9 protein-coding genes are annotated in these 12852 nt (G+C 71.3%); all 9 read left to right on the top strand.

What is annotated here, in order from left to right; genetic code table 11:
- The first annotated feature begins 1 nt into the window (after nt 1).
- The 9 genes from asnB to ACH4U7_RS10320 are packed head-to-tail and all read left to right on the top strand — an operon-like array spanning nt 2 to nt 12852.
- Nucleotides 2-1936 (top strand): asparagine synthase (glutamine-hydrolyzing), encoded by a 1935-nt coding sequence (asnB, locus tag ACH4U7_RS10360; protein ID WP_398527545.1) that lies wholly within the window; start codon nt 2-4, stop codon nt 1934-1936.
- An 18-nt stretch (nt 1937-1954) separates the two neighbouring features.
- Nucleotides 1955-4171, top strand: a complete 2217-nt coding sequence (locus ACH4U7_RS10355; RefSeq protein WP_398527544.1) for a bi-domain-containing oxidoreductase — start codon at nt 1955-1957, stop codon at nt 4169-4171.
- Nucleotides 4168-6153 carry an alginate lyase family protein gene (locus ACH4U7_RS10350; protein ID WP_398527543.1) on the top strand — a complete coding sequence of 662 codons (1986 nt, stop codon included), beginning with the start codon at nt 4168-4170 and terminating at the stop codon, nt 6151-6153. Before ACH4U7_RS10355 ends, ACH4U7_RS10350 begins: the two co-directional genes overlap by 4 nt.
- Nucleotides 6154-6162: 9 nt before the next feature.
- Nucleotides 6163-7683, top strand: coding sequence for a right-handed parallel beta-helix repeat-containing protein (locus tag ACH4U7_RS10345; RefSeq protein WP_398527542.1), 1521 nt, complete (start codon nt 6163-6165; stop codon nt 7681-7683).
- 1 nt (nt 7684) lies between these two features.
- Entirely contained in the window at nt 7685-8926 is a 1242-nt protein-coding gene (locus ACH4U7_RS10340; RefSeq protein WP_398527541.1) for an O-antigen ligase domain-containing protein, read from the top strand.
- 11 nt (nt 8927-8937) lie between these two features.
- A complete protein-coding gene (locus ACH4U7_RS10335; protein ID WP_398527979.1) occupies nt 8938-10146 on the top strand; it encodes a glycosyltransferase in 1209 nt (402 codons plus the stop codon).
- The gene (locus ACH4U7_RS10330; protein WP_398527540.1) at nt 10143-11417 is read left to right on the top strand and encodes a class I SAM-dependent methyltransferase; all 1275 of its coding nucleotides are present in this window, start codon (nt 10143-10145) and stop codon (nt 11415-11417) included. Before ACH4U7_RS10335 ends, ACH4U7_RS10330 begins: the two co-directional genes overlap by 4 nt.
- Nucleotides 11414-12208 carry a glucose-1-phosphate cytidylyltransferase gene (locus tag ACH4U7_RS10325; protein WP_385626178.1) on the top strand — a complete coding sequence of 265 codons (795 nt, stop codon included), beginning with the start codon at nt 11414-11416 and terminating at the stop codon, nt 12206-12208. Before ACH4U7_RS10330 ends, ACH4U7_RS10325 begins: the two co-directional genes overlap by 4 nt.
- A complete protein-coding gene (locus ACH4U7_RS10320; RefSeq protein WP_398527539.1) occupies nt 12205-12852 on the top strand; it encodes a PIG-L deacetylase family protein in 648 nt (215 codons plus the stop codon). Before ACH4U7_RS10325 ends, ACH4U7_RS10320 begins: the two co-directional genes overlap by 4 nt.

Here is a 12852-nt window from a genome sequence, read left to right as displayed (position 1 = left end):
CATGTGTGGCATCGCAGGCACTTACCGATGGCCGGACGGGAAGGTCGTGACCGACCGGCTCACCGATACCCTCGCCCACCGCGGTCCGGACGGGGCGGGCCGGTACAGCCACGCCGCCGGCGTTGGCGAAGTGCACCTCGGGCACCGCCGGCTGGCCATCATCGACCTGTCCGGGACCGGCGCCCAGCCGATGGTCTCGGGCGGCCTCGTCCTGACGTACAACGGCGAGCTGTACAACGCGCCCGAGCTGCGTGCCGAGCTGGCAGCCGCCGGGGTGCGCTTCCGCGGTACCTCCGACACCGAGGTGCTGCTGGAGGCCTGGCGGCGCTGGGGCACGGACTGTCTGCCCCGGCTGCGCGGCATGTTCGCGTTCGGGATCTTCGACGAGCGAACCGGTGAGCTGGTACTCGCCCGCGACCAGCTCGGCATCAAGCCGCTGTTCCTGCTCCGGCGCGGCGAGGGTCTGGTGTTCGCCTCCGAGCTCAAGGCACTCGCCGCCGTGACCGGCGGGTCGCTGCAGGTGGACCATGCGGCGCTGGTGGCCTCGCTGCTGTACTACTGGGTGCCGGACTCACGGTGCGCGTTCCGCGAAGCGGAGAAGCTGCCGCCGGGGAGCTGGCTTCGGATACGGCCCGACGGCCGGGTGGAGCGCGGCCGGTACTGGCATCTGAAGGACGTCGCCGCCGAGGCCCGGGAGCGGGCCCGGGACGGCGAGCAGCCGGACCTGGCCGCCATCGTCGAGGAGTCGACGCGGCGCCACCTGCTCTCCGACGTACCCGTGGCGACCTTCCTCTCCGGCGGTCTCGACTCCAGCTACCTGACCGCGCTGGCGGCCCGCGACCGACCCGGGATCTCCGCTTACACGATCGGGTTCCGCGCCGAGGACGCCAGGTTCGAGGCGATGCCGGACGACCTGCGCTACGCCCGGCGGGTGGCCGAGCGGTTCGGCGTCGACCTGCATGAGATCGAGATCGCCCCGAACGTGCTCGATCTGCTGCCGCAGATGACGTACCACCTGGACGAGCCGATCGGCGACCCCGCCGCGATCAACACGTTCCTGATCTGCTCGGCCGCCCGGGAGGCCGGGGTCAAGGTGATGCTCTCGGGGATGGGTGCCGACGAGTTGTTCGCCGGTTACCGCAAGCACCTGGCCAACCTGATCGCGCTGCGCTACCAGCGCGTCCCGCGGCCCCTGCGGCGCGGGGTGTTCAGGGCCGTGGACCGGCTGCCGGTGGCCACGGCCCGCCGGGGGTACCGGTCGGTGCGCTTCGCGAAGCGGTTTCTCTCCTTCGCCGAGCTGCCGGAGGAGACCGCGTTCCGGCGCAGCTACACCATGTACGACCAGGACGAGCTGCTCGCCCTTCTCGATCCGGACCTGGCCGGGACGGTCGAGGACGTGCTCACCGAGCACGCGGACATCTACCAGGACAACGACCTCGACGACTTCGTCAACCGCATGTGCCTGGGCGACGCCCGGATGTTCCTGCCGGGCCTGAACCTCACGTACACGGACCGCTCCAGCATGGCCGCCTCGACCGAGGTGCGGGTGCCGTACGTGGACGTCGAGGTGGTCAAGGCGGCGTTCGCCGTGCCAGGCGATCGCAAGATCGTCGGACGGCAGGGCAAGGCCGTCCTCAAGGAGGCGGCCGTCTCGATCCTGCCCCGGGAGATCGTCTACCGGCCCAAGGGCCTGTTCAGCGCCCCGCTGCGGGCCTGGATGAGCCGGGATCTGGCACCGCTGGTGCGCGAGGTGGTGCACGACGGCGTGCTCGTACGGGACGGGTTCCTGCGCCGTGACGCGCTGGCCCGCATGGTCGCCGAGGACGCCACCGGGCAGCGGGACTTCTCCAAGCATCTGTGGCATGTGCTGACCCTCGAGTACTGGTACCGCGACGCGACCTCTGGGTCCGGCCAGAGCACTCGGTTAACGGCTTAGGAATTCAGAGGAGTTCGGGTGAAACAGGTTGTGCAGAACTACAAGAGCGGCGAGCTGGCGGTGCTCGACGTGCCGGTGCCGGGGTGCAAGCCGGGCGGTGTGCTGGTCCGCAGCGCCTACTCGCTGATCTCCACCGGGACCGAGCTCATGAAGGTGTCCGAGGCCGGTATGTCGATGCTGGGCAAGGCCCGCTCCCGGCCGGACCAGGTGGCCAAGGTCATGCAGAGCGTGGCCACCAACGGGGTGCCCGCCACCTACCGCAAGGTGATGGGCAAGCTGGACTCCTACACGCCGCTCGGCTACTCGCTGTGCGGGGTCGTCGAGCAGGTCGGCGCCGGGATCGACGATGTCAAGGTCGGCGACCTCGTGGCCTGCGCGGGCAACGAGCACGCGCTGCACGCCGAGCTGAACTGGGTGCCGAAGAACCTGTACACCCCGGTGCCGGACGGCCTCGCGCCGCGGCACGCGGCCTTCGGCACCGTCGGGTCGATCGCGATGCAGGGCGTCCGCCGCGGCGAGCCGCAGCTCGGCGACACGGCACTGGTCATCGGCCTCGGGCTGATCGGGCAGCTGGTGGTGCAGCTGCTGGCCGCCTCGGGAGTCCGCGTCATCGGGGTCGACCCCGACCCGGTGCGCTGCGAACTCGCCGAGCGCCTGTCCGCCGCGGCCTGCGGCGATCCCGCCTCCGCGGCCGTGGAAGCTGCCGTCGCCGAACTCACCGGCGGTCACGGCGTGGACCAGGTGTACCTGGCCGCCGGCGGCGGCAGCAACCAGCCCGTCGAGCTGGCCGCCCGGCTGTGCCGGGACCGCGGCCGGGTCGTCGACATCGGCAAGTGCAGCCTGGACCTGCCGTGGAACGCGTACTACGAGAAGGAGCTCGACGTCCGGTTCTCCCGCAGTTACGGCCCCGGGCGCTACGACCCGGAGTACGAGCTCGATGGGCGGGACTACCCGATCGGCTATGTGCGCTGGACCGAGCGCCGCAACCTGGCTTGCTTCCTCGATCTCCTCGCCCGCGGCCGCGTCGACGTGGAGCCCTTGGTCTCCCACATCGCCGCCTTCGATGACGCTGTCGAGACGTACCAGCGCCTGAAGGACGGCGATCTGAAGGCCGTGGCTGTGCTGTTCCGGTACCCCGGCCACCCCAGCCGAGCCGCGGAAGCGGAGACCCCGGCGGTGGCCGTGCCCGCGGTGAGGAGACCCAGCGGCGGAGTGTGCACCCCGACCGGGTCCGCCGCGGCGCCGGTGCGGCTGGCGTTCGTCGGCGCGGGAAACTACGCGACGTCGATGCTGCTGCCGCACCTGGCACGGCGCGACGGCGTCGAGTTGTCCACGGTCGTCACCACGACGGCGCTGTCCGCGGCCAACGCGCAGCGGAAGTTCGGCTTCGCCGAGGCGACCACCGATCTCGACGCCGTGCTCGGCGACAAGTCCATCGACGCGGTGTTCGTGGTCACCCGGCACAGCTCGCACGCCGAACTGACCCGCAAGGCGCTGCTTGCCGGCAAGGCGGTGTTCGTGGAGAAGCCCCTGGCCCTCACCGAGGACGAGCTGGCCGGAGTGCTCGCGGCGGTGGAGGAGTCCGGCAACGACCGGCTGCAGGTGGGCTTCAACCGCCGCTTCGCGCCGCTGCTGCGGGAGGCCAGGAAGCGGTTCGGCGCCCGGACCGGCCCGGCGAGCCTGCGCTACCTGGTCAACGCGGGCCGGCTGCAGCATGGCAGCTGGTACCTCCGACAAGGGACCGAGGGCTCGCGGTTCGCCGGCGAGGGCGGGCACTTCATCGACACGGCGAGCTGGCTGCTCGAGGCCGACCCGGTCTCGGTGTACGCGGTCGCCACGTCCGGCAACGAGGGCAGCGGTGACATTCAGGTTGTGCTGCGCTACCCGGACGGGTCCACCGCCACCATCAGCTACGTCACCACCGGCGCGGCCGGTTTCCCCAAGGAGACGCTGGACCTGATCGCGGACGGCAAGGTGCTGCGGCTCGACGACTTCGTCCGTGCCTCGGTGTTTGCAGACAGGGGGGCCGGCCGCAAGCGGTGGGTCAGTTCGCGGCTGCCCAAGGCCCGGGACAAGGGCCAGTCCGCCGAACTGGCCGCGTTCATCAAGGCCGTGCGCACCGGCGGGCCGATGCCGGTGCCGCTGGAGTCGCTGGTCGCCACCACGGCGGCCACCCTCGCCGTGCAGACCGGCCTGGCCGGCGGCGCGCCGGTGACGTTGGCGAGGGCGCGATGACTGTGAGCTCGGGGAGTCCGGGCTGGTACCTGCGGCGGCTGTCCCGGATGGGGCCGCGGGAGGTCGGCGGCCGGGTGGGCGACGCGCTGCGCAGGCGGCGGTGGCGGTCGGCGCGGCCGGACTGCCCGAGCGTGACCGGCGCCCGGTTCACCGCGGTACTGCCCGCGGGGACGATCGCCGCGGTGCCACCGGATGCCGCGAAACGCCTCATCGCCGAGGCGGACCGGCTGATGGCCGGGCACGCCGAGTATTTCGGGGTGGTCCGCGACGACCTGGCCGACCCGGACTGGTGGTACGACCCGAAGACCGGGCGCCGGGCTCCGTGGGGCTACGCCTTCGACGTGCCGTACCGGAACGAGGACGCGGTCGGGGACATCAAGCAGATCTGGGAGCTGTCCCGGCATCAGTACCTCACCCAGCTCGCCGCCGCCTACGCGATCACCGGGGACGAGCGGTACGCCGAGCGCGTGGCCGAGCACCTGCGGTCGTGGTGGGCGGGCAACGCGCCGCTGCGCGGAGTGCACTGGACCAGCGGCATCGAGCTGGGGATCCGGCTGCTGTCCTGGGTGTGGATCCGCCGGCTGCTCGACGGCTGGCCGGGCGCGGCCGGGCTGTTCGAGGGCAACCCGGTGGCGCTGAACCAGATCTGGCACCACCAGCGCTGGCTGGCCGCCTTCCCCAGCCGGGGGTCCTCGGCGAACAACCACGTCATCGCCGAGACCGCCGGGCAGTCCGCCGCGGCCTGCGCGTTCGGGTGGTTCCCCTCCTCGGCGCGTTGGCGAGCCGACGCGCTGCGGTCGCTGGAGCGGCAGCTGCGGAGCAACACCTTCGACTCCGGCCTCAACCGCGAGCTGGCCACCGAGTATCACGGACTGGTGCTGGAGCTCGGTCTGGCCGCGGTGGCCGAGGCGGATGCCGCGGGCGTGCCGGTCCCCGCGTCGATCCGGCTGGTGCTGCTGCGGATGACCGACGCGCTCGCGGCGATCGTGGACAACCGGCTGCGGCCGCCGCGCCAGGGGGACGCGGACGACGGGCACGGTCTGGTCGTGGACGGCGCGGGCACCGACCGCTGGGCCTCGCTGCTGGCCACCGGGGACGCCGTGTTCGGCCGGCTCGCCTGGTGGCCGACGGTGACCGGCACCGATGTGCGTACCCCGCTGCTGGCCGCGCTCATCCGGCCGTACTCGAAAGATGGAACCGCACCGGCCGTGTCACGCCCGCCAAGCCGGCCGGCCCATTTCGCCGACGCAGGCATGACCATCCTGCGCGGTCCGGCGGAGATCTGGTGCCGCTGCGACGGTGGTCCGCACGGGTTCCTGTCCATCGCCGCGCATGCTCACGCGGACGCGCTGTCCGTGGAGGTCCGGCACGACGGGGTCGATGTGCTCGCCGACCCGGGGACGTTCTGCTACCACGGGCAGCCCGAGTGGCGGCAGTACTTCCGGTCGACCCTCGGCCACAACACCCTGCAACTGGACGGCGGTGACCAGTCCGTCTCCGGCGGCCCGTTCCTGTGGACCCGGCATGCCCGCAGCCGCGTCCTGGTCGCGGACACATCCGGCGCCCCCGATGAGGGGACGGCCCGCTGGTGCGCCGAGCACGACGGCTACCAGCGCTCCGTGCACCGCCGCCGGGTGGAGCTGACGGCCGCGGCCAAGGAGCTGAGGGTGGTTGACGAGGTGCGCGGCCCGCGCCGGGCCGTGCGCCTGGCGCTCCACCTCGGCCCGGCGATCACCGCGGACCTGGTGGGGAACCGGGCAGTGCTCACCTGGACCCGGGACGGCGAGGACCGCTCCGCGGCGCTCGACCTGCCCGGGCAGCTGTGCTGGCGCGCGCATCGCGGCGAGAGTGACCCGCCGCTGGGCTGGTACTCCGCCGGCTTCGGGCGCAAGGAACCCACCACAACGCTGATCGGCACCGGCTTCGCCGACGGCACTGCGCTGTTGGGGGAGTTCATCACCGTACTCAGGTTCCGCGGCTAGGGAGGACGCTTGGGGATCAAGTGGCGGCACTGGGCGTTGCCGACGGCACCGCTGGCGCTGGCCCTGCTGGTGGCGACCGGCTGTGAGAGCACGCCGGGCGCTCGGCCAAGGCCGCCCGCTGCGCCGTCCACGTCCGTGGCCCGGGTGTGCGCCAAGCCCGCGGCCGGGCCGGCGAAGGCGCCGGCGGGCGCGGTGACGGTCGACCCCGCGGTGGCCGGTGACCTGGCTGCTAAGACCAAGAGCAGCCCCCCGAACACCACGTTCTGGCTTCGACCGGGCAAACACAGGCTCGACCCGGACCGCTACGCCCAGGTCATCCCCAAGGAGGGGGACAGCTACCTCGGCGCGCCGGGCGCGGTGCTCGACGGCCGGAAGACCAACCAGTACGCGTTCGGCGGCACCGCCCGCAACGTCACCATCCGCTACCTGACCGTGCAGGATTTCGTCGCGCCGCATAACGAGGGCGTGGTCAACCATGACTCGGCCGACGGGTGGGTGATCGAGTACGCGACGATCCAGAACAACTCCGGCGCCGGGCTGATGGCCGGTGCCCGCCAGCGGGTCCGCGCCAGCTGCCTGCGCGGCAACGGTCAGTACGGCATGAACGCGTACAAGGCCATCGGCCGTATCAGCGGTCTGGTGGTCGAGGGCAACGAGATCGTGGGCAACAACAGGGACGACTGGGAGCGGCGGCGGCCGGGCTGCGGCTGCACCGGAGGTGTCAAGTTCTGGGCCGTCAACGGCGCCGACGTACGAGGCAACTGGGTGCACGACAACCGCGGAGCCGGGTTGTGGGCGGACACCAACAACAACGACTTCCGCATCGAGAACAACGTGCTCGAGGCCAACGACGGTGCCGCGCTGATCTACGAGACCAGCTACAACGCGGTCATCCGGAAGAACACGATCCGGCGGAACAACTGGGTCGAGGGCCGCAGGTACGCCGACCGAGGCGACAACTTCCCGTATCCGACCATCTACCTGTCCGAGTCCGGCGGCGAACCACGGATCCGAGCCCGTACGGACAAGATCGAGATCTACCGGAACGTGCTGGAGAACAACTGGTCCGGGATCACCCTGTGGGAAAACGCCGACCGGTTCTGCAACAGCCCGGCCAACACCTCGTCCGGTGACTGCACGTTGCTGGTGAAGAAGACCGACCGCTGCGCACAGCCGGCGATCGCCACCGCACCGCTCTACGCCGACTGCCGGTGGAAGACCCAGCGGGTGGACATCCACGGCAACCGCTTCGTGCTGGACGAATCCGTCGTCGACTGCACGGTGAGGTGCGACCGGATGGCGGTGCTGGCCAACTACGGCACCTATCCGGACTGGTCGCCGTACCAGGGCGAGCGGGTCGCCGAGGCGATCACCCGCAAGCAGCACAACCGCTGGCACGACAACGTCTACCTCGGACCATGGAAATTCGTCGCCCACGACCCGAGCCGGATACTCGACTCCTGGCAGTGGCAGAGCACGCCGTACCAGCAGGACGCGGGCAGCACCTTCCGCGCACGGGACGGTGGTTGAGATGAGCACCGACCACACGTCCCACTCATCGAGGATCGTCGGGACGGTCTGGGGGCTGCTGATCCTCAACACGCTCGGCTCCGCCGGGGCGAAGACCATCATCCCGCTGCCCCGCTCCCTCATCCAGTTGGTCACCATGGGCGCGCTGGTCACCGCGTTCGCGCTGGCGCTCGCACTCAATCTCCGGCTGCGCATCCGAGCCAGCGCCTTCTTGTTCCTGCTCACCCTGCTGCTGGTGCCGAGCGTGATCTCCAGTGCGCACCTGGAGTCCGGGTTCGGCGCGCTGTTCCGGTGCGCCCGGCTGGCGCTCTTCGTCGGCACGCTGTGGCTGCTCAGCCGCTGGTGGGACGGCGGCCTGATGTTCGTACGGCACCACATCCGGATGTACTTCGCGGTGCTCGGGTCGGTGGCCGCCGGCCTGGTCATCTCGCCGGGCGCGGCCATGCCCGACCTCTACGGCGGGCGGCTGGTCGGCGCGTTGTGGCCGCTCACGCCGCCGCAGATCGGACAGTACGCCGCGGTGATCATCGGGCTCACCGTGCTGCTCGTACTGGGCCGCCGGACCGACAGGGCCGGCGCGGCGGTGGTCATCGTGCCGTCACTCGTCCTGCTCGCGTTGACGCATACCCGGACGGCCACGCTCGGCCTGTTCATCGGGCTGGCGTTGGCGATCGGCTCGCTCGTCCTGACCAGCGCCGCCGCCCGCCGGTTCTTCACCCGGGCGGTGCTGTGCGCCGCGGTGGCCGCGGTGGCGCTCGGCTCCGCGCTGCAGGCGTGGTTCCTGCGCGGACAGAGCAAGGAGAACTTCTCCAGCCTCACCGGTCGGGCCAAGGTCTGGGACGCCCTGCTGGCAGCGCCCCGGACGACCGCGGAGCAGGTGTTCGGCGTGGGCCTGGGCGACAAGTCGTTCGGCGGGCTGCCGATCGACAACAGCTGGCTGGCCGTCTACAACGAGCAGGGTCTGATCGGCGTCGCCCTCGTGGCGGCGATCATCATCGTGCTGGGTGGCGTCGCGTTGCTGCGGCCACCGTCGCTGCAGAGGGCCTGCGCGATCTTCCTGATCAGCTACTGCGCGATCGCGTCGTACACCGAGGCCGGGCTGGGCGACGCCTCGCCGTATCTGCTGCATCTGGCCGTGGCCGCCTCGCTGCTGGCGGCACCTGCCGCGGCCACGCCCGTCCCGACGCCCGAAGTTCCTCGACGACGCATCCCGCGATGGGCCCGGAGATCGGAGGTTCCTTGAGCATGCACGGCATTCACGTCCTCGTAGTGCACAACCGCTACGCCTCGGCGCAGCCGAGCGGGGAGAACAAGGTCGTCGACCAGGAGGTGGAGCTGCTGCGCGCGGCCGGCCACCGGGTCGAGGTGTTCGAGCGGCGCAGCGACGAGATCGCCGCCCGTTCCCTGCTGGGCAAGGCAGCGGTGCCACTGCTGGTGCCGTGGAACCCGGCGGTCCGCGCGGAGCTCGCCGGCCTGCTGCGCACCGAGCGGCCGGACGTGGTGCACGTCCACAACGTCTTCCCGCTCCTGTCGCCAGCGGTGCTGGCCGCCTGCGCCGACGCCGGCGTGCCCGCCGTCGCCACGCTGCACAACTACACCCAGGTCTGCCCGCCCGGCACGCTGCAGCGGGACGGCCGGCCGTGCGCCGAGTGCGTCGGGTCCGCGCCGCTGCCCGCCGTCCGGCACGGCTGCTACCGGGGCTCCCGGCTGGCGACGGTGCCGCTCGCGGTCAGCCTGTCGGTCAACCGGCGGCGATGGTGGTCCGGCGTGGAACGGTTCTTCTGCATCTCCGCGGCGCAGCGCGACGTCCTGGTGCGGGCCGGCATGCCACCCGAGCGGCTGGCGGTGAAGCACAACTTCGTGCCCGAACCGGGCGCCCGCCGAGCGGGCGCCGGCGAGCATCTGCTGTATCTCGGCCGGCTCGCGGAGGCCAAGGGCGTACGGCTGCTCATGGCCGCGTGGGACGAGATCGCCACGAGCGGTGGTGTGGGTGTGCCGCTCGTGGTCGCCGGCGCGGGGCCGCTGGAGCGAGAGGTGACCGCCTGGGCGGCGGGCCGGGACGACGTGCGGTACGTCGGCCTGTACGACACGGCGGAGTGCCGGCAGGCCATCGCGCGATCGGTCGCCGTAGTGGCTCCCTCGACGTGGCTGGAGGCGTTCGGCCTGGTGGTCGTGGAGGCGATGGCGGCGGGGGTCCCGGCCGTCGCCGCCGGTCACGGCGCCTTCGTCGAACTCGTCGAGGACGGGGTGACCGGGCTGCTGCACCGGCCGGGCGAGCCCGCCTCGCTCGCGTCCTGCCTGCGCCGGATCACGGCCGAGCCGGCGCGCAACCGGGAGATGGGCCAGGCGGCCCGGCGCCGTTACGAGCAGGACTTCAGCCCGGCCGTCGGGCTGGAGCGCCTGGTGGAGGGGTACCGCACCGCGATCGCGGGTCGGACGGAATCAATGGGGGGCAATAGATGACACGATGCCGACTCTGCGGCTCGGAAGCGATGGCGAGCGTCGTCGACCTCGGGGCGACGCCACCGTGTGAGAGCTTCCTCGCCGCGGACCAACTGGACCAACCGGAGCCCGCGTACCCGCTGCACCTGCGGGTCTGCACCGACTGCTGGCTCGCGCAGATCCCGCCGCTGATCACGCCGGAGGAGACGTTCAAGGAGTACGCGTACTTCTCCTCCTTCTCGACCTCCTGGGTGGAGCATGCGCGTACGTTCGTCGCCGACGCCGTACAGCGGCTGGCTCTCGGCCCCGACGCATTCGTGGTCGAGGTCGCGAGCAACGACGGGTACCTGCTGAGGCACGTGGTGGACCGCGGGATCCGCTGTCTGGGCATCGAGCCGTCGGTGAACGTCGGCACCACGGCGCGGGACGCGGGGGTGCCCACGCTCACGGAGTTCCTGTCCCCGGACACCGGCTCGGCCGTCCGCGCCGAACACGGCCCGGCGGACCTGGTCGTGGCCAACAACGTGTATGCGCACATCCCCGACGTGGTCGGGTTCACCCGGGGGCTGCGCGCCCTGGTCGCCGACGACGGCTGGGTCTCCATCGAGGTGCAGCACCTGCTGACCCTGATCGAGGAGAACCAGTACGACACGATCTACCACGAGCACTTCCAGTACTACACGGTCGCGTCCGCGATCCGGGCCCTCGCGAGCGGCGGACTCGCTCTCGTGGACGTCGAGTTGCTGCCCACGCACGGCGGCTCCATCCGGCTGTGGGCCCGGCCGGCCGAGGTGGCCGGCGAGCCGACCGATGGGGTCTCCCCCGCTCGAGCGGAGCCGAGAGCTTGGGGAAGGGTGGCCGACGTGCTGGCCCGGGAGAAGGCCGCCGGGCTGCGGGAGCTGTCCGGGTACGCCGAGTTCTCCGCTCGGGTGGCCAAGGTGCGCCGGGACCTGCTGCGGTTCCTCATCGAGGCGGCCGAGCGCGGTGAGACGGTGGTCGGCTACGGCGCCCCGGGCAAGGGCAACACCCTGCTCAACCACTGCGGCATCCGGCCCGACCTGCTCCCGTACACGGTCGACCGCAACCCCTACAAGCACGGCAGGTTCACCCCGGGCACCCGCATCCCGATCCTGCCGCCCGAGCAGATAGCCGCCGACAGACCCGACTACGTCCTCGTCCTCCCGTGGAACCTGCGGGCCGAGCTGGTCGAGCAGCTGTCCTTCGTGCACGACTGGGGCGGTCGGCTGGTCTTTCCCATCCCGGAACTGAGCATTGTCGAGGTCAAGTCATGAAGGTCGTTCTGTTCTGCGGCGGTTACGGGATGCGTATGCGGAGCGGTGCCGCAGACGACGTGCCCAAGCCGATGGCGATGGTCGGGCCGCGACCGCTGATCTGGCACGTCATGCGCTACTACGCGCACTTCGGGCACACGGAGTTCATCCTGTGCCTCGGCTACGGGGCCCACCACATCAAGAACTTCTTCCTCAACTACGAGGAGACGACGTCCAACGACTTCGTGCTGCGGGGCGGGCGGACCGAGCTGCTGTCCACCGACATAGCCGACTGGACGATCACGTTCGTGCAGACCGGGACCGAGTCACCGATCGGGGAGCGGCTGCGCCGGGTTCGGCACCACCTGGACGGCGACGAGATGTTCCTCGCCAACTACGCCGACGTGCTCACCGACGCCCCGCTGCCTGAGATGATCGACCGGTTCGCCCGGCGCGACGCCGGTGCGTCGATGATGGTGGTGCCGCCGCAGTCCTCGTTCCACTGCGTGGACCTGGGCGAGGACGGCCTGGTGGGGGGCATCACCCCGGTGAGCGAACTGCCGCTGTGGGAGAACGGCGGCTACTTCGTACTCCGCCAGGAGGTCTTCGACCACATCCCGGAGAACGGGGACCTGGTCGCTGACGGATGCGCCCAACTGGCCAAGCGCGGCCGACTGGTGGCGCACCAGCACCGCGGCTTCTGGAAGCCGACCGACACCGTGAAGGAGCGGGCGGCACTCGACGCCGCCTACGCCCGGGGCGACCGCCCGTGGGCCGTGTGGGAGCGGGACATCGCCGGAGCGAGAGCGTGATCCGGCTCGGCGCCGGGCGCCTGGACCGGATCGTCGCGGTGGGCGCGCACTGCGACGACATCGCCATCGGCGCCGGCGGCACACTGCTGACGCTGTGCCTCGCACGGCCGGGTATCCGCGTCGACGCGCTGGTGCTCTCCGGCGGTGGCAGCGAGCGGGAGCAGGAGGAGCGAGCCGCGCTCGCCGCCTTCTGCCCGGGTGCCGACCTGCGGCTGACCGTGCACAAGCTGCCGGACGGCCGGCTGCCCGCGCACTGGGAGGAGGCCAAGGCCGCGGTCGAGGAGCTGCGCGTGCGGACCGAGCCGGATCTCGTGCTCGCCCCGCGCACCGATGACGCGCACCAGGATCACCGCGGCCTGGCAAAGCTGGTATCCACCGCGTTCCGCGACCACCTCGTGCTCGGCTACGAGATCGTCAAGTGGGACGGCGATCTCGGCCGTCCGGCGGCGTACCAGCCGCTGCCGCCGGAGATCGCCGAGCGGAAGGTGCGGCTGCTGCAGGAGCACTACCCCTCGCAGCGGCACCGGCCCTGGTACGACCGGGAGGCCTTCCTCGGTCTTGCGCGGATCCGCGGCATCGAATGCCACGCGCGCTACGCCGAGGCGTTCGCCGTCACCAAACTCACTCTCGACCTGGGGGAATGA

The sequence above is a fragment of the Streptomyces sp. NPDC020845 genome (genome assembly GCF_044334165.1).
GTDB lineage: Bacteria > Actinomycetota > Actinomycetes > Streptomycetales > Streptomycetaceae > Streptomyces.
The sequence above is the reverse complement of the archived record's forward strand: the minus strand, read 5'-3'. Positions and strand labels throughout refer to the sequence as shown.

Coding starts and splice junctions, on each gene's coding strand:
- ACH4U7_RS10350 (WP_398527543.1), top strand. CDS start 4,168: ATGACTGTGAGCTCGGGGAGTCCGGGCTGGTACCTGCGGCGGCTGTCC.
- ACH4U7_RS10330 (WP_398527540.1), top strand. CDS start 10,143: ATGACACGATGCCGACTCTGCGGCTCGGAAGCGATGGCGAGCGTCGTC.
- ACH4U7_RS10325 (WP_385626178.1), top strand. CDS start 11,414: ATGAAGGTCGTTCTGTTCTGCGGCGGTTACGGGATGCGTATGCGGAGC.
- ACH4U7_RS10340 (WP_398527541.1), top strand. CDS start 7,685: ATGAGCACCGACCACACGTCCCACTCATCGAGGATCGTCGGGACGGTC.
- asnB (WP_398527545.1), top strand. CDS start 2: ATGTGTGGCATCGCAGGCACTTACCGATGGCCGGACGGGAAGGTCGTG.